The sequence below is a fragment of the Streptomyces sp. CBMA152 genome (genome assembly GCF_014596475.1).
In the GTDB taxonomy this organism is placed as follows: Bacteria; Actinomycetota; Actinomycetes; order Streptomycetales; family Streptomycetaceae; genus Streptomyces.
This window is the reverse complement of sequence record NZ_MECJ01000024.1, coordinates 279,698-304,308: the sequence shown is the minus strand read 5'-3', so window position 1 is coordinate 304,308 and position 24,611 is coordinate 279,698. Positions and strand designations below refer to the sequence as shown.

Genomic DNA, 24,611 nt, shown 5'->3' with positions numbered 1-24,611 from the left:
CGAACCCGCATGCACGCCGTCACGTAGCTCGTTCGAGGACGGCCCTGGAGGTTTGCGAGACTGTGACAGTGAGAACTGCAGCTCCCGCACCGCGGGTCATCGCCGTCGTCGGCCCCACGGCGGCCGGAAAGTCCGATCTGGGTGTCTTCCTGGCCCAGCAGCTCGGCGGCGAGGTCGTCAACGCCGACTCGATGCAGCTCTACCGGGGGATGGACATCGGCACCGCCAAGCTGACGCTCGAAGAGCGCGGCGGTGTCCCGCACCACCTCCTCGACATCTGGGACGTGACCGAGCCCGCCAGCGTCGCCGAGTACCAGAAGCTGGCGCGCGCGGAGATCGACCGGCTGCTCGCCGAGGGCCGCACTCCCGTCCTCGTCGGCGGCTCCGGCCTCTACGTACGCGGCGCCATCGACGTACTGGAGTTCCCGGGCACCGACCCCGAGGTACGCGCGCGTCTGGAGCGGGAGCTGGAGCAGGACGGGCCGGGCGCGCTGCACCGGCTGCTCGCCGAGGCCGACCCGGAGGCTGCCCGCGTGATCCTGCCGAGCAACGGCCGGCGGATCGTGCGCGCCCTGGAGGTCATCGAGATCACCGGCAAGCCGTTCACCGCCAACCTGCCCGGCCACGACTCCGTATACGACACCGTGCAGATCGGCGTCGACGTCGGCCGCCCGGAGCTCGACGAGCGCATCACGGTCCGCGTCGACCGGATGTGGGAGGCGGGACTCGTCGACGAGGTGCGGGAGCTGGAGGCGCGCGGGCTGCGCGAGGGCCGCACCGCGTCCCGGGCGCTCGGGTACCAGCAGGTGCTCGACGTCCTCGCGGGCGAGTGCACCGAGGAGGACGCGCGCGTGGAGACCGTCCGTGCCACCAAGCGCTTCGCGCGCAGGCAGGACTCCTGGTTCCGCCGGGACCCGCGCGTGCACTGGCTGGGCGGCGCCGCCGAGGACCGCGCGGAACTCCCGCACCGGGCGCTGGCGTTGGTCGAACGGGCGGTCACAGCCTGATCACGTGATGGCATCGGGACGCACCACCGGTCATTTTGGCCCCCGCGCGCGTGCCATCATCGAGCTCGATCGACCAGTGGAGTCCGAGTTGGGAGGGCGCGTGGCGATGGAGGCCGGCCCTCGCGACAGAGAGCAGGAACCGCAGAACGACGCTGCGCGACCAGGTCCTTCGGAAATGACAGCGATGTCGGAGGGGCCGGACGTGAGCGACGGGGGACGAGAGCCCGCGCACGGCGACGTCCCTGAGCCCCGCCCCGCCGAGCTGAGCCTCCCGCCCCTGGGCCCGACCGTTCCCGGCGCCGTCGGGCTCACCCCCGACGGCCCCCAGGACGAGGGCGTGGCCGTCGACGGCGGCGAGGTCGAGGTCGAGATCCGCCCCCAGCGCAGGCTGCGGATCTGGCAGCTCGCCCCGATCGTGATGCTCGCGGCGATCGGCTCCTTGATGTTCGCCTTCCCGCTCGCCTTCGAGTTCGGCGACGGCGGCCCCGTCGTCGCCATGCTCGGCCTCCTGATCAGCTGCTGCGCCGCAGGCTGGGGCATGATGGCCGCCCGCCGGGTCGGCTACACCTGGCCCGGGCTGCCCGCGCGCGGCTCCGGCGAGCGGCCCGACTGGCGGGTCATCGGCCTGTACGTGGCGGGCCTCGGTGTGGCCGTCGCGCTGGCCGTGTTGCGGGTCGCCCGGCTGCGCTGAGCGCCGTCCGGTGCGGGTCGTGCCGGATCCTCGGGCCGACTCCCGGTGCCTGCCCATACGGCTGAGCGCCGCCCGGTGAGCGTTGTCCACAGCCCCCGGCCGGTTGTCGGTGTCTGCCCGTACGATTGACGGCGTGAACAACACCTCGCCGCTCACGTTCCTCAAGGGTCACGGGACCCAGAACGACTTCGTGATCGTTCCCGACCCGGACAACGCCCTGGACCTGCCCGCGTCCGTCGTCGCCCGCCTCTGCGACCGGCGGGCCGGCATCGGTGGCGACGGGCTGCTCCATGTCGTCCGCAGCGCCGCGCACCCCGACGCGCAGACCATGGCCGGCGAGGCCGAGTGGTTCATGGACTACCGCAACGCGGACGGCTCGATCGCCGAGATGTGCGGCAACGGGGTCCGGGTCTTCGCCGGCTACCTCCAGCGCGCCGGGCTCGTCGAGGAGGGCGACCTGGCCATCGCCACCCGGGGCGGTGTCAAGAAGGCGCACATCGCCAAGGACGGCGACGTCACCGTCTCCATGGGCAAGGCCGTGCTGCCGGCGGACGGCGTCACCGTCACGGTCGACGGCCGCAGCTGGCCCGCGCGCAACGTCAACATGGGCAACCCGCACGCGGTCGCCTTCGTGGCGGACCTGGCCCACGCGGGAGAGCTGCGCTCGGTGCCGCCCTTCAGCCCCGCCGAGGTCTATCCCGACGGCGTGAACGTCGAGTTCGTCGTCGACCGGGGCCCCGGCCATGTGGCGATGCGGGTGCACGAGCGGGGCTCGGGCGAGACGCGCTCGTGCGGCACGGGCGCGTGCGCGGTCGCGGTCGCCGCGGCGCGCAGGGACGGCGTGGACCCCGCCGTCACCGGCGCCCCCGTGACGTACACGGTGGACCTGCCGGGCGGCACGCTGGTGATCACCGAGTACCCGGACGGGGAGATCGAGATGACCGGGCCCGCCGTGATCGTCGCCGAAGGCGTGATCGACCCCGCGCTCATTGAAACGGCTGTGGCCTGAACCTTCGCTCGAATGGGTGATCCGGTTCACGCTGAGCGAGAGCCGGACTGCGCCACGTGGTGGGGTCGGTAGCATCAAGCACCGGCCCGGAGGGCACGCCTGCCTTTCCACCGCCGGTCGATGCTGCCGGAGGTGCCCCATGAGTGCAGAGGCCACGAATCCTGACGCGCAGAGTCGCCGACGCGGCCTTCCCAGGATCGACCTCCGCAGGCTGGGCCGGGCCGCCCTGCTCGGCCCCACCTCCCGCGACCGGCTGCCCGACGCCATCGGCCATGTGGCCGAGGCGCACCGGGCCCACCACCCCGACGCCGACCTGGCGGTGCTGCGACGGGCCTACGTCCTCGCGGAAACGTCCCACCGGGGCCAGTTCCGCAAGAGCGGCGAGCCGTTCATCACGCATCCCCTCGCGGTCACGCTGATTCTCGCCGAACTGGGCGCCGAGACCACCACGTTGACCGCCTCGCTCCTTCACGACACCGTCGAGGACACCGAGGTGACGCTCGATCAGGTACGGGTGGAGTTCGGCGAGGAAGTCACCTATCTGGTGGACGGCGTCACCAAGTTGGAGAAGGTCGACTACGGCGCGGCGGCCGAGCCCGAGACCTTCCGCAAGATGCTGGTGGCCACCGGCAACGACGTACGCGTGATGTCGATCAAACTGGCCGACCGGCTGCATAACATGCGCACCCTGGGCGTGATGCGCCCGGAGAAACAGGCGAGGATCGCCAAGGTCACCCGTGATGTGCTCATTCCCCTCGCGGAACGGCTGGGCGTGCAGGCGATCAAGACCGAGCTGGAGGATCTGGTTTTCGCCATCCTGCACCCCGAGGAGTACGAGCACACCCGCGCCCTCATCGCGGCCAACTCGGGCACCGAGGACCCGCTCACGGCCATCGCCGACGGGGTGCGGGGCGTGCTGCGCGAGGCGGGCATCAGCGCCGAAGTCCTCATCAGGCCACGGCACTTCGTCTCCGTCCACCGCGTCCAGCTCAAACGCGGCGAGCTGCGCGGCACCGACTTCGGGCGGCTGCTCGTCCTGGTCGCCGAGGACGCCGACTGCTACGCGGTCCTGGGCGAGCTGCACACCTGCTTCACGCCGGTGATCTCCGAGTTCAAGGACTTCATCGCCGCCCCCAAGTTCAACCTCTACCAGTCGCTGCACACAGCGGTGGCGAGCCCCGACGGCGCCGTCGCCGAAGTCCTCATCCGCACCCACCAGATGCACAACGTCGCCGAGGCCGGGGTCGTCGCCCTCGGCAACCCGTACGCGGCGGGCGGCCCCGGCGACGGCGCCGACGCACCGGCCGGCGAGCGCGAGGACCCCACCCGGCCCGGCTGGCTCTCGCGCCTGCTCGACTGGCAGCAGAGCGCGCCCGATCCCGACACCTTCTGGTCCTCCCTACGGGAGGAGTTGGCGCAGGACCGCGAGATCACCGTGTTCCGCGCCGACGGCCGAACCCTGGGCCTGCCGGCCGGCGCCAGCTGTGTGGACGCCGCGTACGCGCAGTACGGCGAGGACGCCCACCGCTGCATCGGCGCGCGCGTCAACGGCCGTCTGGCGACGCTCAGTACGGTGCTGGGCGACGGTGACACCGTGCAGTTGCTGCTCGCCCAGGACGCGGCCTCCGGGCCCTCCCCGGAGTGGCTGGAGCACGCCAGGACCCCGGCCGCGCGGATCGCCATCACCGGCTGGCTCGCCGAGCACCCCGAGGGCGTCAAGGTCCCGGCGGCCGCGCCCCGGCCGCAGATCTCGGTGGCCACCGACCGGCGCAGCGCCGCGAACGCGGTCACCGATCTGCCGCAGGCGACGGTACGGCTCGCGGGCTGTTGTACGCCGGTGCCGCCGGACGCGGTCACCGGCTTCGCGGTACGCGGCGGCGCGGTCACCGTGCACCGCGAGGAGTGCCCGGCGGTGGCCCGGATGACGGCGCTCGGACGGGCCAGGGTCGGGGTGCGCTGGGGCGACACCGCCGCCTGCCGGGTGACCCTGGTCGCCGAGGCGTTCGGGCGGCCGAGGCTCCTGGCCGACCTCACCGAGGCGATCGCCACGGCGGGCGCCGCGATCGTGTCGGCCACCGTGGAGCCGCCCAGCGAGCAGCGGGTGCGGCACACGTACACCCTCCAGCTGGCGGACGCCGCCGAACTGCCCGCCCTGATGCGGGTGATGCGTGATGTGCCGGGCGTCTACGACGTGACCCGCGCCCAGCACCCGGCGGCCGCGGGCTGAACCGACGGGCCGACGCTCGTTCGGGTGGGAGTGATGCGCGTCGGAGCCGTCACCGGGGTCCGTGCTGGTAGCGGTAGGGCATGCTGCTCTCCTCCCGTCCGCCGTCCGCTTCTCGTCCGCGCCCGTCCCGTCGGCTGCGTGCCGCTCTGCTGGCCACCGCCGCGGCCTGTGTGCTCGCCGCGGCCCCGCCCCCCGCGGTTCCTCTGGGCATCGGCGATCCGCTCTTCCCGCATCTGGGCAACCCGGGCTACGACGTCCTCTCGTACGACATCGGATTCACCTATCAGGGCGACAACAAGAAGCCGATGGAGGCCGTCACCACCATCGACGCGCTGGCCACCGACTGGCTGGAGCGGATCAACCTCGACTTCGCGCGCGGCACCGTCCACAGCGTCGAGGTGAACGGGAGCCCGGCGACGTTCGCGAGCGCCGACGAGGACCTGGTGATCACCCCCGGGCACCCGGTGTACGCGGGTCAGCCGATGCGGATCACCGTCCGGCACACCAGCGACCCCGGCACCGAGGACGGCGGCTGGGTGCGCACCTCCGACGGTCTGGTGATGGCCAATCAGGCCGACGCCGCGCACCGGGTGTTCCCGTGCAACGACCACCCCTCCGACAAGGCCATGTTCACCTTCCACGTGGACGCGCCGAAGGACTACACGGTGGTCGCCAACGGGCTGCCGGTCGGCCGCGAGCGGGCCGGCAACCGCGTCCTGTCCACGTACCGCACCGAACACCCCATGGCGACCGAGCTCGCCCAGGTCTCCATCGGCCGCTCGGCGGTGCTGCACCGCGAGGGGCCGCACGGGCTGCCGGTGCGCGATGTGGTCCCGGCGGCGGACAAGGCGAAGCTGGAGCGCTGGCTGAAGAAGACGCCGGACGAGATCGCGTGGATGGAGCGGCTCGTCGGGCCGTACCCCTTCGAGACGTACGGCGTCCTCATCGCGGGCGCGGACACCGGCTTCGAGCTGGAGACGCAGACCCTGTCGCTCTTCGAGCGCTCGCTGTTCGTCCGGCCCGGCTTCCCCGAGTGGTACGTCGACTCGGTGATGGTGCACGAGCTGGCGCACCACTGGTTCGGCGACAGCGTCTCCCCGCGCGCGTGGTCCGACCTCTGGCTCAACGAGGGGCACGCGACCTGGTACGAGGCGCTGTACGCCCAGGAGCACGGCAAGCACCCCATGGAGGCGCGGCTGCGCGAGGCCTACCGCCAGTCCGACGCGTGGCGCGCGCAGGGCGGTCCGCCCGCCGCTCCCAAGCCGCCCGCCCCCGGGCAGAAGATCAGCATCTTCCGGCCGGTCGTCTACGACGGCAGCGCGCTGGTGCTGTACGCGCTGCGGCAGGAGATCGGGGCGCCGAAGTTCGAGGAGCTGGAGCGGCGCTGGGTGAGCGAGCACCGGGACGGGACGGCGACGACCGCCGACTTCGTGCACCTCGCGTCCGACGTCGCCGGACGTGATCTCTCGGCGTTCCTGAAGGGCTGGCTGTACGGGGCGAAGACACCGCCGATGCCGGGGCACCCGGACTGGCGCGCCGCCGCGCCCGTGGCGGGACGCGTCACCGCACCCCGCCACGCCTGACCGATACGGTCGGTCATCCCGTACGACCCGGGAAAACCGGGATGACGGCCCCGGCGGCACCGTGCGACCATCGACCAGTCGGCGGCGCTGCCGGGGCCGGATTCCGTACGGGAATCTTTCGGAGCCATTACGCGTTGTGACCGACGTAACCCGAAATTCCAACGACGTAAGGATCCAATGACCTCCTCTTCATCCCCTTCCCAGGACGAGCAGAGCTTCGCGGACAAGAACCGCACCGAGAGCCTTCGGGCCGATGCCCTGATGGAAGAGGACGTCGCCTGGAGCCACGAGATCGACGGCGCGCGCGACGGCGCCCAGCTCGACCGCTCCGAGCGCGCGGCCCTGCGGCGCGTGGCGGGCCTCTCCACCGAGCTGGAAGACGTCACCGAGGTCGAGTACCGGCAGCTGCGCCTGGAGCGCGTGGTGCTGGTCGGCGTCTGGACCACGGGCACGCTGCAGGACGCGGAGAACTCACTGGCGGAGCTCGCCGCGCTGGCCGAGACGGCCGGCGCGATGGTGCTCGACGGCGTCTACCAGCGTCGTGACAAGCCCGACCCGGCCACCTACATCGGCTCCGGCAAGGCGCTGGAGCTGCGGGACATAGTCCTGGAGTCCGGCGCCGACACCGTGGTCTGCGACGGTGAGCTGAGCCCCGGCCAGCTCATCCATCTCGAAGACGTCGTCAAGGTGAAGGTGGTCGACCGGACCGCGCTGATCCTCGACATCTTCGCCCAGCACGCCAAGTCCCGAGAGGGCAAGGCGCAGGTCTCGCTCGCGCAGATGCAGTACATGCTGCCGAGGCTGCGCGGCTGGGGTCAGTCGCTGTCCCGGCAGATGGGTGGTGGTGGCTCCGGTTCGTCCGGCGGCGGCATGGCCACCCGTGGTCCCGGTGAGACCAAGATCGAGACGGACCGGCGGCGGATCCGCGAGAAGATGGCGAAGATGCGCCGGGAGATCGCGGAGATGAAGACCGGCCGCGAGATCAAGCGCCAGGAGCGCCGTCGGAACAAGGTTCCCTCGGTCGCCATCGCGGGCTACACCAACGCCGGCAAGTCCTCGCTGCTCAACCGCCTCACGGGCGCGGGCGTGCTGGTGGAGAACGCGCTGTTCGCCACCCTCGACCCGACCGTGCGCCGGGCCGAGACGCCCAGCGGGCGGCTCTACACGCTGGCCGACACCGTCGGGTTCGTCCGGCATCTGCCGCACCACCTGGTCGAGGCGTTCCGCTCCACCATGGAGGAGGTCGGCGACTCCGACCTGATCCTGCACGTGGTGGACGGCTCGCACCCGGCTCCGGAGGAGCAGCTGGCCGCCGTGCGCGAGGTGATCCGCGAGGTGGGCGCGGTCGACGTGCCCGAGATCGTGGTGATCAACAAGGCGGACGCGGCGGACCCGCTGGTGCTCCAGCGCCTGCTGCGGATCGAGAAGCACTCCATCGCGGTCTCGGCCCGTACGGGCATGGGCATCGAGCAGCTGCTCGGCATCATCGACGCCGAACTGCCGCGCCCCCGGGTCGAGATCGAGGCGCTCGTGCCGTACACGCACGGACAGCTGGTCTCGCGTGCGCACGCCGAGGGCGAGGTGATCTCCGAGGAGCACACCCCGGAGGGCACGCTGCTCAAGGCGCGGGTGCACGAGGTGCTGGCGGCGGAGCTCGCTCCGTACGTACCGGCCAAGCACTGACCGTACGCGGTACACGAACGAGGCCCGCCCTCTCCGTCCGGAGGGGGCGGGCCTCGTCGTTCGTGGCCTGGGCTCACGAACTCACGGCCTTACTGGCCGCCGTACTTCTGGCTCATCTGGGTGAGGAGCTGCTCGGCACCCGCGCCGAGCTGCGGGCCCGCCAGCCAGCCCGAAGTGACCGGGCCGATCGAGGTGTTGGAGACGAGCTCCGCCTTGCCGTCGGCGCCGGTGATGAACCAGCCGCCACCGGAGGAGCCGCCCGTCATGGTGCAGCCGATGCGGTACATCGGGGCCGTGCCGGGAGCGACCGTGAGGCGACCGGGACGGTCGATGCACTTGAACATCTTGACGCCGTCGTACGGCGGGGCCGCCGGGTAACCCCAGGCGCCCATCGCGGAGATGGAGCTCACGGGGGGCGTCGAGAAGTTGACGGTCAGGGCGTTGCCGACCGTCTCCTCAAGCGACTTGGTGCCGTTCTCCGGCTTCACATGCAGCACCGCGTAGTCGTTCGCGGCGCCGGTGCCACCGGTCGGACCGCCGCCGGAGATCCACTCGTTGGAGGTCGAGACCCAGTCGGCCCAGTACGCGCCGTACGGAGCGACCTCCTGCGGCTGCGCGTTCTGCAGCTGCGTCGCCGACTTGCCCTGGTCGTTGTAGGCCGGGACGAAGGCGATGTTGCGGTACCAGCCGCCCTGGGCGCCCTGGTGGACACAGTGGCCCGCGGTCCACACGAGGTTGGACTTGCCGGGGTGCGCCGGGTCCTTGACGACGGTGCCCGAGCAGACCATGGGGCCCTTGGGGGAGTCGAAGAAGACCTTGCCGACCGGGGCCGCGTAGTTGTGGTACGGCAGGCTCTCGGCCTTGGCCTGCACCGGACGCGGCTCCGGGTCGGTGACGCCCTGGCCGCCGCTGATGTCACTGGCGTCCATGGTCTTCTGCGGGTCCTTGGCGGACTTCATCCGCTCGGGCTTCCACAGGCCGGCGATGACCGGGTTGACGAAGTCCTTGGCGTCGCGCAGCCACTTGGACTTGTCCCAGTTCTTCCAGTCGCCGTTCTTCCACCTGTCGAGGTCGACACCGTGCTTCTTGAGGGTGTCGGCGACGTCGGCGGGAAGGCCCGCACCGCCCTTGCCCTGGGCCGTGGTGGACGCGGACGGCTTGCCGTCCGCGTTGTCGCCGCCGGGGCCGCACGCGGTGGCCGTCAGCGCGAGAGCCGCGGCGAGGCCGGTGGAGGCCAGCAGCGGACGTATGGATCGCATGGAAACGATTCCCCCTGAGATTCTTGCTCTTACCTTGATCACTCGCCAGGCGGTACGGCCGTGTCGCACCGCCGTACCGGCGTGCCGTGACAGCGAGTATTGCCATGGGCACGTCATGTTGGGAGACGGGGTCTTCCGGGACCGCCGTGTCGCAGCCCCCCACTATGCCGGTAGTTCGTGAGGGTTTCGGACAGGGGTCCCGGAGCTCTCGTGGAGAGTGCCGGGACCCCTCATCGGGTCTACTGACCCGCGTACTTGCCGCTCACCGAGTCGTACACGCCCTTGGCCTCCTTGCCCAGGCGCGGACCCGCCAGCCAGCCGGCCGTCACCGGGCCGATGGAGGTGTTGGAGACCAGCGCGGGCTTGCCGTCGGCGCCCGCCGCGATCCAGCCGCCGCCGGAGGAACCGCCGGTCATCGTGCAGCCCAGGCGGTACATCGTCGGCAGGCTCGCGTCCAGCGAGAGCCGGCCCGGCTTGTCCTTGCACTGGTACAGCTTCTGGCCGTCGTACGGCGGCGCGGCCGGGTAGCCGTTCGCCGTCATGCTCGCGATCTTCGGCACGGCGGGAGCGTTGAAGTCGACCGGCAGCGACGAACCGACCGTCTCCTCAAGGGACTTGCCGCCCTTGCCCTTCTCGGGCGTGACGTGCAGCACCGCGAAGTCGTACGGGGCGCCCTGGCCGCCGGTCGGGCCGCCGCCCTCGATCCACTGCTGCGAGGTCTGCGCCCAGTCGGCCCAGAACACGCCGTAGGGAGCGATCTGCTCCCTGGTGGCCTTCTTCAGCTGCGCGAGCGGCAGGTCGGCGTTGTTGTACGAGGGCACGAAGGCGATGTTGCGGTACCAGCCGCCCTTGGCGCCCGCGTGCACGCAGTGGCCCGCCGTCCAGACCATGTTGGACTTGCCGGGGTGCGCCGGGTCCTTCACGACGGTCGCGGAGCAGACCATCGAGCCCTCGGGGCCGTCGAAGAAGAGCTTGCCGAGCTCCGGCAGGCTCTGGTGGTACGGGGCCTGCTGCGCCCGGGCCTTCACCGGCAGCGGGGTCGGGTCCGTGACGCCCTTGTCGCCGGAGATGTCGTTGGGGACGGGCGTCTGCGGGGGCTTGTCGGCCTTGCGCATCCGGTCCGGGTCCCACAGTCCGGCGATGATCGGGTTGACGAAGTCCTTCGCCTCACGCAGCCACTTGGCCTTGTCCCAGTTCTTCCACTCGCCGTTCTTCCACTTGTCCGGGTCGATCCCGTGCTTCTTGAGCTGGTCCGCGATGTCGCTCGGGATCTGCAGGCCGTCGCCGCCCGCCGTCGCCGACGAGGTCGGCTTGGCGTCGGCCTTGTCGTCGCCGCCCGGGCCACAGGCGGTGGCGGTCATGGCGAGCGCCGCCGTGAGGCCGAGCGCGGCCAGCGCGGGGGCGGTCCGGCGAGCTGCGCGCCGCTCACCCCGGGCGGCGAAGGTCGGACGTGTCGGTCGCATGTTCTTGATCCCCCTGGGACTTCGGTACTGACTACTGCTCCGGTACTTCTTCGTACCGACGCTACTGATGCGCGGCGCGGCCACAGTTGCTGCACCGCTCGTTGGTTACTGAAGCGAACTCCCGGCCCGTGCGAAGCCGGTGGTCCACTCGCCCCGGCCGAAAACTACCGGCCGAAGCGCGGCCCCCACTATGCCGGTGCCGATGGGGACGGTACGCGGCAGGGCCCCGGTTCCGCTCCTCAAGGATCTTGACGCTTGCCCGTGATCCTCCGGCCCCGGCGTCGTTGGTACGTACGGGGGACAACACGTCAGCGTTCAGCCCCACCGTTCGCACCGGGCAACGGGCGTGCCACGGAACCGTCACAGCGGACCCGGTACGACGGGCACAGCGGACACATGGCGACACAACAGGCACAGCACAGCGGGGCGCACACCGTGGGAGGACCAACAGCCGTGGCCGTGACCGAATCCGCTCCGGCGCCGTCGAGGGACGGGACCGCGACCGTACCGCCGCAGGTGGCGCCCGCCGCGCACGAGGGCATCCTGCGGCGGCAGTCGCTGCGCGAGTCGGCGGCGCGGACGTACGCCCGGTCGCTGCCCATCGTGCCCGTGCGGGCGCGCGGGCTGACGATCGAGGGGGCCGACGGGCGGCGCTACCTCGACTGCCTCGCGGGCGCGGGCACCCTGGCGCTCGGCCACAACCACCCGGTGGTGCTGGAGGCGATCAGAAAGGTCATCGACTCGGGTGCGCCCCTGCACGCGCTGGATCTCGCCACCCCGGTCAAGGACGCCTTCACCACCGAGCTGTTCGCCACCCTGCCGCGCCCCCTCGTGGAGCGCGCCCGGATCCAGTTCTGCAGCCCGGCCGGTACGGACGCGGTCGAGGCGGCCCTGAAGCTGGTCCGCACGGCCACCGGCCGCAGCGGACTGCTCGCCTTCACCGGGGCGTACCACGGGATGACGGCGGGCGCCCTGGAAGCCTCCGGCGGCGCCCGCGACGCGCGCGTGACCCGGCTGCCCTACCCGCTGAACTACCGCTGTCCGTACGGGGTCGGCGGCGAGCGGGGCGCCGAGCTCGCGGCCCGCTGGACCGAGAGCCTGCTGGACGACCCCAAGGGCGGGGTGCCCGAACCGGGCGCGATGATCCTCGAACCGGTACAGGGCGAAGGCGGGGTGAACCCGGCGCCGGACTCCTGGATGCGCCGGATGCGCGAGATCACGGCGGCCCGGTCGATCCCGCTCATCGCCGACGAGGTCCAGACCGGCGTGGGGCGCACCGGCGTGTTCTGGGCCGTCGAGCACAGCGGCATCGTCCCGGACGTGTTGGTCCTCTCCAAGGCCATCGGCGGCTCGCTGCCGCTGGCCGTGATCGTCTACCGCGACGACCTCGACGTCTGGGAGCCCGGCGCCCACGCCGGCACCTTCCGGGGCAACCAGCTCGCGATGGCGGCGGGCGCGGCCACACTCGCGTACGTCCGTGAGAACCGGCTCGCCGAACGCGCCGCGCTGCTCGGCGCGCGGATCCTCGCCCGGCTCCAGGACCTCGCGGTGGACCACCCCTGCGTCGGCGACGTAAGGGGTCGGGGGCTGATGATCGGCGTCGAACTCGTGGACCCCGAGCGGCTGGACGCGGCCAGTGGCGTGCCGGTGGCCGCGCCCGCGCTCGCCACCGCCGTCCAGCAGGAGTGCCTGCGGCGCGGCCTCATCGTCGAGATCGGCGGCCGCCACTCCAGCGTCGTGAGGCTGCTGCCGCCGCTCACCCTCACCGACGAACAGGCCGACGCCGTCCTCGACCGGCTGGCCGACGCGTTGGCCGCCGCCGAGCGCGCCCCGCACCACCGGACCGATCCCGGGCCGTCCCGCTGACCCGGACCACCACACAAGGAAGCCCACCGTGAACCGCATCCCCGCGCCCGAAGCGCCCGACGGCTCCGGCCGTCCCACCGCCCCCTGCGGCCCCCTTGTGGCAGAGGCGACGACGGTGCCGCGCCAGAAGGCGGGGATCCACGGTGAACGGCTCACACCTCCGGAAGAAACGCGCGGCGCGGACCTCCTGGACGACCCGGACCCGGCCATGGCCGCCGAAGCCGCCGCCGTGGAGAACCTGCTGCGCTGCTGGGTACGCGAGAACGACCTGGCCGCGCCCGCCGGGGCCGTGCTGCGCATCCCGCTCGACGCCAGCGGCACCGCGCTGCTCGTCCCCGTCCGGTACTGGTCGGCCACCGGATGGCACCGGTTCGGGATGCCGGAGCTCGAAGGCGCCCCGGCGGGCGCGTCCGCTGTCGACGCCGTCACCGTCGCCGCGCTCATCGGACGCGAGGCAGGGCTGCGCGAGAGTGCCGACCTGGTGGGCCGGGTCGCCGACTCGGTCCGCCGCACCGCCCACTTCATCGCCGAGCGCCGCCGCCACCCCGGCCCCGCCGACGCGGCCGACCTCTTCCTCTCCGCCGAGCAGTCCCTCCTCCTCGGCCACCCCCTCCACCCCACCCCGAAGAGCCGCGAGGGCCTTTCCGAGGCCGAAGTGCGGTGCTACTCGCCCGAGTTGCACGGCGCGTTCCCGCTGCACTGGATGGCCGTCGACCGTTCCGTCCTCGCCGCCGACTCGGCCTGGACGGACGGCGGCCGCGAGGTCACCGCCGACGAGATCACCACCCGGCTCGCCGACGGGCTCAGCGTCCCGGCGGGCACCGTCCCGTTGCCGATGCACCCCTGGCAGGCCCGGGAGCTCGCCCATCAGCCGGCCGTCGCCGAGCTCCTGGACGCCGGATTCCTGCGCGACCTCGGCCCGCACGGCAGCCCCTGGTACCCCACCTCCTCCGTGCGCACCGTGCACCGGCCCGGCACCGACATGATGCTCAAGCTCTCCCTCGGCCTGCGCATCACCAACTCCCGCCGGGAGAACCTGCGCAAGGAGCTCCACCGGGGTGTGGAGGTCCACCGGCTGCTGCGCGCCGGGCTCGCCGAGCGGTGGCGGGCCGCGCACCCCGGCTTCGACATCGTCCGCGACCCCGCCTGGCTCGCCGTCGACGCCCTGGACGGGCAACCGGTGCGCGGGCTCGACGTGATGATCCGGAACAACCCGTTCGGCCCCAGCGACGACGCCGTCTGCATCGCGGCGCTCACCGCACCGCGCCCCCTGCCCGGCCGCCCGGGGCCCGCGATGCACTCGCGCCTCGCCGACATCGTGGCCCGGCTCGCCGCCCGCACCGGCCGCCCCACCCCGGCCGTGGCCGCGGAGTGGTTCCTGCGCTACCTCGACCAGGTCGTACGCCCCGTGCTCTGGCTCGACGCCACGGCGGGCATCGCCCTCGAAGCCCATCAGCAGAACACCCTGGTGCTGCTCGACCCCCACGGCTGGCCGGTCGGCGGCCGCTACCGCGACAACCAGGGCTACTACTTCCGCGAGTCCCACCGCACCGCCCTGGAGCGCCTGCTGCCCGGAGTCGGCGCCGACAGCGACACGTTCGTCTCCGACGCCGTCACCGACGAGCGCTTCGCGTACTACCTCGGCATCAACAACGTCCTCGGCCTGGTCGGCGCGTTCGGCGCCCAGCGCCTGGCCGACGAGCGCGTACTGCTGGCCGCCCTGCGGCAGTTCCTCGCCCGTACGACCGCGCTCGGCTCACCGCTGCCAGCCCAGCTCCTGGAGAGCCCGACCCTGCGCTGCAAGGCCAACCTCATGACCCGACTGCACGGCCTCGACGAGCTCGTCGGCCCGGTCGACACCCAGTCCGTGTACGTCACGATCGCCAACCCCCTGCACACCAGCGGAACGTGACCTCACGGCCCACAGACGAGAGGAGCGTCGGCGTGCCTTCCACCGATGCGAGCACCGAGGCCGGAACCGGTCCCGTCCCCGAGACCGACGGCGCCGAGGACACCCTGGACCTGCATCTGCCCGATGAACTCGTCTCCGAGCCTGTAGGGGCCGCAGGGAGCGTCGCGCAGCCGTTGTCGGACGCGTACGGCACGATCGGTGAGGACCTGCTGGATTCCCCCGGCGCGTGGGATCAAGTGGCCACCTCTGTGGGCGACTTCAGGCTCGTTCCCGTACGTGTCGGACGCGACCTCGCGATGCTGAGCGGCTGGATGAACGATCCCGCCGTCGCCGCCTTCTGGGAGCTGGCCGGGCCCGACTCGGTCACCGCGGCCCATCTGCGCCCCCAGCTCGACGGAGACGGGCGCAGCGTCCCGTGCCTCGGCCTCCTGAACGGCGTCCCGATGAGCTACTGGGAGATCTACCGCGCCGACCTCGACCCGCTGGCCCGCCACTACCCGGCCCGCCCGCACGACACCGGGATCCACCTCCTCATCGGCGCCGTCGCTGACCGGGGACGCGGCGTCGGCACCACGCTGCTGAGGGCCGTCGCCGACCTCGTCCTCGACCATCGGCCGCTCTGCTCCCGGGTCGTCGCCGAGCCCGATCTGCGGAACACCCCTTCCGTATCCGCCTTCTTGAGCGCCGGGTTCCGGTTCGCCGCGGAAGTCGAACTCCCCGACAAGCGGGCCGCCTTGATGGTCCGCGACCGCGCGCTCAGGAGCCTGCTGTGAACACACCGCCGCTCTCGATGCACCGCGTACACCGCATACACCGCCCGAACCGCTTCGGTTCCACCCCGAGGAGTCGCCTTGCCGAATCCGCTTGTCCCCGATGATCACGACGAACGGGAGGAACAGACTCCGCTGCTCGCGCCGCCCGAGCTGAACCGCGAGGCATGGGAGCGCGCCGCCCGTCGGCTGCTGGCCAAGATGCTCGGGGCCTTCGCGTACGAGGGAATCATCGAGCCGGTCGCGGTGCCGCAGCACGATGGGTCGCGGGGCGGCCACGGTACGGACGAAGGGTCGTCGCGTGCACGGGAAGACCTCCGCACGGGGGATCTCTACTCCCAGCCCCTGGACGACGGCTCCGCGCTCACCTTCCGCGCCCGGCGCGGCGCGTACGACGACTGGCGCGTCGGCGAGGAATCGATCGGCCACCACGGACAGCCCTTCGGCGACCCCCTCCGCTTCCTCGTCCTCGCCCGCCGCACGCTCGGGCTCGACGGCGCCACCTTCGGCCACCTGGTGCGCGAACTGTCGGCCACCCTCGCCGCCGACACGCGCCTGGACCACACCGCGCTGTCCGCCGCCCGCCTCGCCGACGTCGGGTACGAGGAGCTGGAGGGCCACCAGACCGGTCACCCCTGGCTGGTCCTGAACAAGGGCCGGCTCGGGTTCTCGGCCGCCGAGACCGAGCAGTGGGCGCCCGAGGCCCGCCGCGCCGCCCCGCTGTCGTGGCTCGCGGTCCGCACCGACCTCGCCAGCTACCGGGGTGTGCCGGGGCTCGCCGCCCCCGAGCAGCTCTACCGCCGCGAGCTCGACCCGGCGGTCCGTGAGCGCTTCGCCGCGACGCTCCAAGGCCGTGGCCTGGACCCGGCCGACTATCTCTATCTGCCCGTCCACCCCTGGCAGTGGGACGAGGTGGTGCTGCCGCTGTTCGCCCCGGCCGTGGCCGACGAGGCGATCGTGCCGCTGCCCGGTGACGCGGATCTGCGCCTTCCCCAGCAGTCCATCCGGACCTTCGTGAACACCTCGCGGCCCGAGCGGCACACGGTGAAGCTGCCGCTGTCGATCCTCAACACGCTCGTCTGGCGCGGCCTGCCCACCGAGCGCACCCTCGCCGCCCCCGCCGTCACCGCCTGGGTGCACTCCCTGCGCGACCGGGACCCCTTCCTGCGCGACGAGTGCGGGGTGATCCTGCTCGGCGAGGTCGCCTCGGTGGCGGTCGAGCACCCCGTGTACGACCACGTCGCCGAGGTTCCATACCAGTACAAAGAACTGCTCGGGGCGATCTGGCGGGAGCCGCTGCGGAGCCGGCTCGCGCCCGGGGAACGCGCGCGTACGCTCGCCTCGCTGCTCCACACCGATCCGCGCGGGCGGGCCTTCACCGCCGAGCTCGTCGCCCGCTCGGGCCTGCCCCCCCACGTCTGGCTGCGCCGGCTCTTCGGCGCGCTGCTGCCGCCGCTGCTGCGCTTCCTCTACCGCTACGGGACCGTCTTCTCCCCGCACGGCGAGAACGCCATCGTCGTCTTCGACGAGCGGGACGTCCCCGTACGGCTGGCGATCAAGGACTTCGTGGACGACGTGAACATCAGCGCGGAGCCGCTGCCCGAGCACGACGCGATGCCCGGCGACGTACGGCAGGTGCTGCTCACCGAGCCGCCCTCCTTCCTCACCCAGTTCATCCACTCCGGGCTCTTCGTCGGCGTCTTCCGCTTCCTCGCGCCGCTGTGCGAGGAGCAACTGGACGTCGCGGAGCACGACTTCTGGGCATTGGTGCGGGACGAGATCCTGCGCCACCAGGCCCGGTTCCCCGAGCTGAAGGACCGGTACGAGACGTTCGACCTGCTCACCCCGCGTATCGAGCGGTTGTGCCTGAACCGGAACCGGCTGCACCTGGACGGCTACCGGGACCGTTCCGAGCGCCCGCACGCGGCCGTGGCGGGGACCGTCCCGAACCCGCTCGCACCTCCGTCGTGATCGGATTGTCAGTGGCGCCCCGTAGGGTGGACGGGCTATGACGAAGCCATCTCTCCCCGAGCTCCTGCACGCCGCCGTCTCCGCCGTCGGCGGTGTGGAGCGGCCCGGCCAGGTCACGATGGCCACGGCCGTCGCCGACGCCATCGACGACAGCTCCCACCTGCTCGTCCAGGCCGGTACCGGCACCGGAAAGTCCCTGGGCTATCTGGTGCCCGCGCTCGCGCACGGCGAGCGTGTCGTGGTGGCCACGGCGACGCTCGCGCTCCAGCGCCAGCTCGTGGAGCGTGACCTTCCGCGTACGGTCGAGGCGCTGCACCCGCAGCTGCGCCGGCGCCCGCAGTTCGCCATGCTCAAGGGCCGCTCCAACTACCTCTGTCTGCACCGTCTGCACGAGGGCGTGCCGCAGGAAGAGGAGGAGGGGCTCTTCGACCAGTTCGAGGCGGCCGCGCCCACCAGCAAGCTCGGCCAGGACCTGCTGCGGATGCGGGACTGGGCGGACGAGACCGAGACCGGGGACCGGGACGATCTGACGCCGGGCGTCTCCGACAAGGCCTGGGCCCAGGTGTCCGTGTCGTCCCGCGAGTGCCTGGGCGCCACGAAGTGCGCGTACGGGGCGGAGTGCTTCGCCGAGTCGGCCCGCGAGCGCGCCAAGCTCGCCGACGTCGTGGTCACCAACCACGCGCTGCTCGCCATCGACGCCATCGAGGGCGCCCCGGTGCTGCCGCAGCACGAGGTGCTGATCGTCGACGAGGCCCATGAGCTGGTCTCCCGGGTCACCGGCGTCGCGACCGGCGAGCTCACGCCCGGACAGGTCAACCGGGCCGTGCGCCGCGCCGCCAAGCTCGTCAACGAGAAGGCGGCCGACCAGCTCCAGACGGCCGCCGAGGGCTTCGAGCGGCTGATGGAGCTCGCGCTGCCCGGCCGTCTGGAGGAGATCCCGGAGGATCTGGGTTACGCGCTGATGGCGCTGCGCGACGCGGCCCGCACGGTGATCTCGGCGATCGGCTCGACCCGCGACAAGTCGGTCCAGGACGAGGACGCCGTACGCAAGCAGGCGCTCGCGGCGGTCGAGAGCGTCCATGACGTCGCCGAGCGGATCACGAACGGCTCCGAGTGGGACGTCGTCTGGTACGAGCGGCACGACCGGTTCGGCGCGTCGCTGCGGGTCGCCCCGCTCTCGGTCTCCGGGCTGCTGCGCGAGAAGCTGTTCGCCGAGCGCTCGGTGGTGCTCACCTCGGCCACGCTCAAGCTCGGCGGCGACTTCAACGGGGTGGGCGCGTCGCTCGGCCTGGCTCCGGAGGGCACCGAGGGCGAGGACGTCCCGCAGTGGAAGGGCCTCGACGTCGGCTCGCCCTTCGACTACCCCAAGCAGGGCATTCTCTATGTCGCGCGCCATCTGGCCACGCCGGGCCGGGAGGGCTCGCGGGGCGACATGATGGACGAGCTGGCGGAGCTGGTCGAGGCGGCCGGGGGCCGTACGCTCGGCCTCTTCTCCTCGATGCGGGCGGCTCAGGCCGCGGCAGAGGAGCTGCGCGGACGCATCGACAAGCCGATCCTGCTCCAGGGCGAGGACACGCTCGGCGAACTGATCAAGACGTTCGCGGGCGATCCGGAGACCTGTCTGTTCGGCACGCTGTCGCTGTGGCAGGGCGTGGACGTCCCGGGCGCGAGCTGCCAGCTCGTGGTCATGGACCGGATTCCGTTCCCGCGTCCGGACGACCCGCTGATGAGCGCACGCCAGAAGGCGGTGGAGGAGGGCGGCGGCAATGGCTTCATGGCGGTCGCCGCGACCCATGCCGCGCTGCTGATGGCGCAGGGCGCGGGCCGACTGGTGCGGGCGACCGGGGACCGGGGCGTCGTCGCCGTCCTCGACCCGAGGCTGGCGAACGCGCGCTACGGCAGCTATCTGCGGGCCTCGCTGCCCGACTTCTGGTACACCACCGACCGCAACCAGGTACGCCGCTCGCTCGCCGCGATCGACGCGGTGGCGAAGGCGGACGGGAAGTAGCCCGCATCAGGGGCGGACGGGAAGTAGCCGCCCCCCGGACACAACAGGGCCCCGGGACCGGCGCAGTGGGTCCCGGGGCCGGTCCTTGGCGGCCGGTCGGTCAGACCCGCCGCAGCACCGCCACGACCTTGCCGAGGATCGTCGCCTCGTCGCCGGGGATCGGCTGGTAGGCGGCGTTGTGCGGGAGCAGCCAGATGTGGTTGTCCTCGCGCTTGAAGCGCTTCACGGTGGCTTCGCCGTCGAGCATGGCGGCCACGATGTCACCGTTCTCGGCGACCGGCTGGCGGCGCACCGTGACCCAGTCGCCGTCGCAGATCGCGGCCTCGATCATCGAGTCGCCGACGACCTTCAGGACGAAGAGCTCGCCGTCCCCGACCAGCTGGCGGGGGAGCGGGAACACGTCCTCCACCGACTCCTCGGCGAGGATCGGGCCACCGGCGGCGATCCGGCCGACCAGCGGGACATAGGACGCGGCCGGCTTGCCGGTGGTGTCCGTCGGCTGGGTGCTGGGCTGGTCCGAGCCGCGCACCTCGTACGCGCGCGGCCGGTGCGGGTCGCGGCGCAGGAAGCCCTTGCGCTCCAGGGCCATCAGCTGGTGGGCGACCGACGACGTGCTGGAGAGACCCACCGCCTGACCGATCTCCCGCATCGACGGCGGGTAGCCCCGGCGCTGGACGGAGTCACGGATGACCTCGATGACCCGCCGCTGGCGGTCCGTGAGACCCGAGCTGTCGGCCCTGATGCCCGGAGGTCGGCCGGGCAGCGAGCGCGCGGGCCGCGCGGGGTCGCCGCCCTCCTGGTTCGTGACTACGTCATTCATGGCATGCACCGGCTCAAGTCGGGTCTGGGAGCGGTCCTGGGCAGTGATGGTGGCACTGTCTGCGGTGGTGGTCACGTCGGCCCCTCTCGAAATGGTCTCCCTAGCTGGACAACGGTAGTTGCTTTCGAAAGGTTGCGCCAAACACACGTTCGAGTGAAAAAACGCAGAAAGCGTGACGCGATTATGGGGCGGGGTGTATGCGAGCCCTCTTCACGGGGGCCGATCGGCAGGCAATTCGGTCGATTAGGTACCCTTCACCACGGGAACCGCATCCGGAGCCGAACGCCGGGGCGACGCCCCCGAAGGCTCCGCCGACGACCGCCGCACCCTGCGTACGTACGACGTACGTACGACGACGGCGCGCCGGCCGATACCGGTCACCCAGTTTGCCATCCGGCCCCCGGGAAACCCCGGCGGGGCGCGCCCGTTCCTGTTCCGCGTCGTCGCGCGGCGCCGTTTCGTCGCCCTGCGGCTGCGGGTGGACACGGCCCGGAACCAAGCCGCTCCAAGGCGTTCCGTAGGCGATGGCGCCGCGACACGCGGTAGTGGGTCGATGACGGCGAAACCCCAGATGTAGTGGTTGGATGGACACAGTCACCCAGAAGTTGTGGTCTTGGTCCTTCGGGGCTGCGGCCATCGCCTATGCTTGTGGCTGCTTCGCGGGGTCCAACGGGCCTGGCGGGGCTATTCAGTCGTGCTGTGAAGGAGGGTTGGGATTTATGCACTGCCCCTTCTGCAGGCACCCCGACAGCCGTGTCGTCGACAGCCGCACCACCGACGACGGCACGTCGATCCGCAGGCGCCGTCAGTGCCCCGACTGCTCCCGTCGCTTCACGACGGTGGAGACGGCCTCGCTGATGGTGATCAAGAGGTCGGGCGTCACTGAACCCTTCTCGCGCACCAAGGTCATCTCTGGCGTCCGCAAGGCGTGCCAGGGGCGGCCGGTCACCGAGGACGCCCTCGCCAAGCTCGGCCAGCGGGTCGAGGAGGCGGTGCGCGCCACCGGGAGCGCCGAGCTGACCACCCACGACGTGGGGCTGGCCATACTCGGCCCGTTGCAGGAGCTCGACCTCGTCGCGTACCTGCGCTTCGCGTCCGTGTACCGGGCATTCGACACCCTTGAAGACTTCGAGGCCGCCATCGCGGAACTCCGCGAACAACGGCCTCCCGCGAACCTCGCGGACGCACGCGTGGCCGGAGTGACCCCCGAGGTCCCCGTGCCCGCCACCGCCGCCGACTGACCGGCGGCCCGGCCGCCTAGCGGCGGCAATCCAGGACCTGCAACGGGCGCTCTGCGCGGCGCCCGGGGCACAAGACAGACACCGTGCCACGGGAACATTCGGGCACTTCTGGGCGTTTTCGCCCGCGTATGGGAGGCGGCATGACAGAGACGGCGAGCGGCCCGGCACGAGGATCCCGCACCAAGGGATCCAAGGCGAGCAAGGGTCTGCGCATCGAGCGCATCCACACCACTCCGGGCGTGCATCCGTACGACGAGGTGGCCTGGGAGCGCCGTGACGTCGTCATGACCAACTGGCGCGACGGCTCGATCAACTTCGAGCAGTGTGGCGTCGAGTTCCCCGACTTCTGGTCGGTGAACGCGGTCAACATCGTCACCAGCAAGTACTTCCGCGGAGCCGTCGGCACCCCGCAGCGCGAGACCGGTCTCAAGCAGCTCATCGACCGGATCGTGAAGACGTACCGCAAGGCCGGTGAGGACTACGGCTACTTCGCCTCGCCCGCCGACGCGGAGATCTTCGAGCACGAGCTGGCGTACGCCCTCCTGCACCAGATCTTCAGCTTCAACTCGCCGGTGTGGTTCAACGTCGGCACGCCCCAGCCGCAGCAGGTCTCGGCCTGCTTCATCCTGTCCGTCGACGACTCCATGGAGTCGATCCTCGACTGGTACAAGGAAGAGGGCATGATCTTCAAGGGCGGCTCCGGCGCCGGCCTGAACCTCTCCCGTATCCGCTCCTCCAAGGAGCTGCTGTCCTCCGGCGGCAACGCCTCGGGTCCGGTCTCCTTCATGCGCGGCGCGGACGCCTCCGCCGGCACCATCAAGTCCGGTGGCGCCACCCGCCGCGCGGCCAAGATGGTCATCCTCGACGTCGACCACCCCGACATCGAGAACTTCATCGAGACCAAGGTGAAGGAGGAGGAGAAGATCCGCGCGCTGCGCGACGCGGGCTTCGACATGGACCTGGGCGGCGACGACATCACGTCCGTCCAGTACCAGAACGCCAACAACTCGGTCCGTGTGAACGACGAGTTCATGAAGGCGGTCGAGACCGGCGGCAAGTTCGGGCTGCGCGCCCGGATGACCGGTGACGTCATCGAAGAGGTCGACGCCAAGTCCCTCTTCCGCAAGATGGCCGAGGCGGCCTGGGCCTGCGCCGACCCGGGCATCCAGTATGACGACACCATCAACCACTGGCACACCTGCCCCGAGTCCGGCCGGATCAACGGCTCGAACCCGTGCAGCGAGTACATGCACCTGGACAACACGTCCTGCAACCTCGCCTCGCTGAACCTCATGAAGTTCCTCAAGGACGACGGCGAGGGCCACCAGTCCTTCGAGGTCGAGCGGTTCGCCAAGGTCGTCGAGCTGGTCATCACCGCGATGGACATCTCGATCTGCTTCGCGGACTTCCCGACCCAGAAGATCGGCGAGAACACCCGCGCCTTCCGCCAGCTCGGCATCGGCTACGCCAACCTCGGCGCCCTGCTGATGGCGACCGGCCACGCGTACGACTCGGACGGCGGCCGCGCGCTCGCCGGCGCCATCACCTCGCTGATGACCGGCACCTCGTACAAGCGCTCCGCCGAGCTCGCCGCGGTCGTCGGTCCCTACGACGGCTACGCCCGCAACGCCGCGCCGCACCAGCGCGTCATGAAGCAGCACGCCGACGAGAACACCAAGGCCGTCCGCATGGACGACCTGGACTCGCCGATCTGGGCCGCCGCCACGGAGGCCTGGCAGGACGTCGTCCGCCTCGGCGAGAAGAACGGCTTCCGTAACGCGCAGGCCTCCGTCATCGCCCCCACCGGCACCATCGGTCTCGCGATGTCCTGCGACACCACCGGTCTTGAGCCCGACCTCGCGCTGGTCAAGTTCAAGAAGCTGGTCGGCGGCGGCTCGATGCAGATCGTCAACGGCACGGTCCCGCAGGCGCTGCGCCGCCTCGGCTACCAGCCGGAGCAGATCGAGGCGATCGTCGCCCACATCGCCGAGAACGGCAACGTGATCGACGCCCCGGGTCTGAAGGCCGAGCACTACGAGGTCTTCGACTGCGCGATGGGCGAGCGCTCCATCTCCGCGATGGGCCACGTCCGCATGATGGCGGCCATCCAGCCGTGGATCTCGGGCGCGCTCTCCAAGACGGTCAACCTGCCGGAGACGGCGACCGTCGAGGACGTCGAAGAGGTCTACTTCGAGGCGTGGAAGATGGGCGTCAAGGCGCTCGCGATCTACCGCGACAACTGCAAGGTCGGCCAGCCCCTCTCCGCCAAGACCAAGGAGAAGGAGAAGGTCGAGGTCACCGAGAAGGCCGAGGCGGAGATCCGCAAGGCCGTCGAGAAGGTCGTCGAGTACCGCCCGGTCCGCAAGCGTCTGCCCAAGGGCCGCCCGGGCATCACCACCTCCTTCACGGTCGGTGGCGCCGAGGGGTACATGACCGCCAACTCCTACCCGGACGACGGTCTGGGCGAGGTCTTCCTGAAGATGTCCAAGCAGGGCTCGACCCTCGCGGGCATGATGGACGCCTTCTCGATCGCCGTCTCGGTCGGTCTGCAGTACGGCGTCCCGCTGGAGACGTACGTCTCGAAGTTCACCAACATGCGCTTCGAGCCGGCCGGTATGACGGACGACCCGGACGTGCGGATGGCGCAGTCGATCGTCGACTACATCTTCCGCCGCCTGGCGCTGGACTTCCTGCCGTTCGAGACGCGCTCCGCGCTCGGCATCCACTCCGCCGAGGAGCGTCAGCGCCACCTGGACACCGGTTCGTACGAGCCGACCCTGGAGGATGAGGAGGTGGACGTCGAGGGTCTGGCCCAGTCCGCCCCGCGTCACACCGAGACCCTGAAGGCCGTGGCCGCGCCCAAGGCGGCGGTCGTCGAGGCCCCCAAGGTCGTGCACAACTCGGCGGAGCTCGTCGAGATGCAGCTCGGTGTCAGCGCCGACGCGCCGCTCTGCTTCTCCTGCGGTACGAAGATGCAGCGGGCCGGTTCCTGCTACATCTGCGAGGGCTGCGGCTCGACCAGCGGTTGCAGCTGACACGGCGAGTGTCGTTGAGGGCTGAGGGGCCCTGAAGAAGCGGGGACCGGTTCAACTACCGGTCCC

General features: G+C 71.3%; 16 protein-coding genes. 13 read left to right on the top strand and 3 right to left on the bottom strand.

What is annotated here, in order from left to right; all coding sequences use genetic code 11:
- Nucleotides 1-68 precede the first annotated feature (68 nt).
- The 6 genes from miaA to hflX all read left to right on the top strand — a co-directional run bounded on the left by miaA (nucleotide 69) and on the right by hflX (nucleotide 8,200).
- The gene (gene miaA / locus BG418_RS21255; protein WP_188275522.1) at nucleotides 69-1,007 is read left to right on the top strand and encodes a tRNA (adenosine(37)-N6)-dimethylallyltransferase MiaA; all 939 of its coding nucleotides are present in this window, start codon (nucleotides 69-71) and stop codon (nucleotides 1,005-1,007) included.
- 106 nt (nucleotides 1,008-1,113) lie between these two features.
- Nucleotides 1,114-1,698 (top strand): hypothetical protein, encoded by a 585-nt coding sequence (locus BG418_RS21250; RefSeq protein ID WP_223185219.1) that lies wholly within the window; start codon nucleotides 1,114-1,116, stop codon nucleotides 1,696-1,698.
- Nucleotides 1,699-1,831: 133 nt separating this feature from the next.
- Nucleotides 1,832-2,707 carry a diaminopimelate epimerase gene (gene dapF / locus BG418_RS21245; protein WP_398999670.1) on the top strand — a complete coding sequence of 292 codons (876 nt, stop codon included), beginning with the start codon at nucleotides 1,832-1,834 and terminating at the stop codon, nucleotides 2,705-2,707.
- 139 nt (nucleotides 2,708-2,846) lie between these two features.
- Nucleotides 2,847-4,934: a bifunctional (p)ppGpp synthetase/guanosine-3',5'-bis(diphosphate) 3'-pyrophosphohydrolase gene (locus BG418_RS21240; protein ID WP_188275520.1), complete on the top strand. Its 2,088-nt coding sequence runs from the start codon at nucleotides 2,847-2,849 to the stop codon at nucleotides 4,932-4,934.
- Between the two features lie 80 nt (nucleotides 4,935-5,014).
- Entirely contained in the window at nucleotides 5,015-6,517 is a 1,503-nt protein-coding gene (locus BG418_RS40575) for a M1 family metallopeptidase (RefSeq protein ID WP_188275519.1), read from the top strand.
- A gap of 177 nt (nucleotides 6,518-6,694) precedes the next feature.
- Nucleotides 6,695-8,200, top strand: coding sequence for a GTPase HflX (gene hflX, locus BG418_RS21230; protein ID WP_188275518.1), 1,506 nt, complete (start codon nucleotides 6,695-6,697; stop codon nucleotides 8,198-8,200).
- Nucleotides 8,201-8,289: 89 nt separating this feature from the next.
- Here the strand turns inward: hflX and BG418_RS21225 are convergent, their stop codons facing one another.
- The gene (locus tag BG418_RS21225; protein WP_188275517.1) at nucleotides 8,290-9,459 is read right to left on the bottom strand and encodes a serine protease; all 1,170 of its coding nucleotides are present in this window, start codon (nucleotides 9,457-9,459) and stop codon (nucleotides 8,290-8,292) included.
- A gap of 239 nt (nucleotides 9,460-9,698) precedes the next feature.
- Entirely contained in the window at nucleotides 9,699-10,922 is a 1,224-nt protein-coding gene (locus BG418_RS21220) for a serine protease (RefSeq protein ID WP_188275516.1), read from the bottom strand.
- Between the two features lie 453 nt (nucleotides 10,923-11,375).
- Between BG418_RS21220 and BG418_RS21215 the strand changes: the two genes are divergently transcribed.
- The 5 genes from BG418_RS21215 (at nucleotide 11,376) to BG418_RS21195 (ending at nucleotide 19,449) form a co-directional block, all read left to right on the top strand.
- Complete coding sequence (locus BG418_RS21215) at nucleotides 11,376-12,788, top strand: diaminobutyrate--2-oxoglutarate transaminase family protein (protein ID WP_398999665.1); 1,413 nt, start codon at nucleotides 11,376-11,378, stop codon at nucleotides 12,786-12,788.
- A 28-nt stretch (nucleotides 12,789-12,816) separates the two neighbouring features.
- The gene (locus BG418_RS21210) at nucleotides 12,817-14,700 is read left to right on the top strand and encodes an IucA/IucC family protein (RefSeq protein WP_317453714.1); all 1,884 of its coding nucleotides are present in this window, start codon (nucleotides 12,817-12,819) and stop codon (nucleotides 14,698-14,700) included.
- Between the two features lie 32 nt (nucleotides 14,701-14,732).
- Nucleotides 14,733-15,473 (top strand): GNAT family N-acetyltransferase, encoded by a 741-nt coding sequence (locus BG418_RS21205; protein ID WP_188275514.1) that lies wholly within the window; start codon nucleotides 14,733-14,735, stop codon nucleotides 15,471-15,473.
- Nucleotides 15,474-15,551: 78 nt separating this feature from the next.
- A complete protein-coding gene (locus tag BG418_RS21200; protein ID WP_223185184.1) occupies nucleotides 15,552-17,441 on the top strand; it encodes an IucA/IucC family siderophore biosynthesis protein in 1,890 nt (629 codons plus the stop codon).
- A 37-nt stretch (nucleotides 17,442-17,478) separates the two neighbouring features.
- Nucleotides 17,479-19,449 (top strand): ATP-dependent DNA helicase, encoded by a 1,971-nt coding sequence (locus BG418_RS21195; RefSeq protein ID WP_188275513.1) that lies wholly within the window; start codon nucleotides 17,479-17,481, stop codon nucleotides 19,447-19,449.
- Nucleotides 19,450-19,549: 100 nt separating this feature from the next.
- Here BG418_RS21195 and lexA read toward each other — a convergent pair whose 3' ends face one another.
- On the bottom strand, nucleotides 19,550-20,344 hold the full coding sequence (gene lexA, locus BG418_RS21190; protein WP_188275512.1) for a transcriptional repressor LexA: 795 nt from the start codon (nucleotides 20,342-20,344) through the stop codon (nucleotides 19,550-19,552).
- 644 nt (nucleotides 20,345-20,988) lie between these two features.
- Between lexA and nrdR the strand changes: the two genes are divergently transcribed.
- Both nrdR and BG418_RS21180 read left to right on the top strand, forming a co-directional pair.
- Nucleotides 20,989-21,510, top strand: a complete 522-nt coding sequence (gene nrdR, locus BG418_RS21185; protein ID WP_188275511.1) for a transcriptional regulator NrdR — start codon at nucleotides 20,989-20,991, stop codon at nucleotides 21,508-21,510.
- 140 nt (nucleotides 21,511-21,650) lie between these two features.
- Nucleotides 21,651-24,545 carry a vitamin B12-dependent ribonucleotide reductase gene (locus BG418_RS21180; RefSeq protein ID WP_188275510.1) on the top strand — a complete coding sequence of 965 codons (2,895 nt, stop codon included), beginning with the start codon at nucleotides 21,651-21,653 and terminating at the stop codon, nucleotides 24,543-24,545.
- Nucleotides 24,546-24,611 lie beyond the last annotated feature (66 nt).

Excerpts from the sequence above, each read along its gene's own strand:
- BG418_RS21250 (WP_223185219.1), top strand. The coding sequence starts at position 1,114 with ATGGAGGCCGGCCCTCGCGACAGAGAGCAGGAACCGCAGAACGACGCT.
- BG418_RS21240 (WP_188275520.1), top strand. The coding sequence starts at position 2,847 with ATGAGTGCAGAGGCCACGAATCCTGACGCGCAGAGTCGCCGACGCGGC.
- BG418_RS40575 (WP_188275519.1), top strand. The coding sequence starts at position 5,015 with ATGCTGCTCTCCTCCCGTCCGCCGTCCGCTTCTCGTCCGCGCCCGTCC.
- hflX (WP_188275518.1), top strand. The coding sequence starts at position 6,695 with ATGACCTCCTCTTCATCCCCTTCCCAGGACGAGCAGAGCTTCGCGGAC.
- BG418_RS21225 (WP_188275517.1), bottom strand. The coding sequence starts at position 9,459 with ATGCGATCCATACGTCCGCTGCTGGCCTCCACCGGCCTCGCCGCGGCT.
- BG418_RS21220 (WP_188275516.1), bottom strand. The coding sequence starts at position 10,922 with ATGCGACCGACACGTCCGACCTTCGCCGCCCGGGGTGAGCGGCGCGCA.
- BG418_RS21195 (WP_188275513.1), top strand. The coding sequence starts at position 17,479 with ATGACGAAGCCATCTCTCCCCGAGCTCCTGCACGCCGCCGTCTCCGCC.
- nrdR (WP_188275511.1), top strand. The coding sequence starts at position 20,989 with ATGCACTGCCCCTTCTGCAGGCACCCCGACAGCCGTGTCGTCGACAGC.
- BG418_RS21180 (WP_188275510.1), top strand. The coding sequence starts at position 21,651 with ATGACAGAGACGGCGAGCGGCCCGGCACGAGGATCCCGCACCAAGGGA.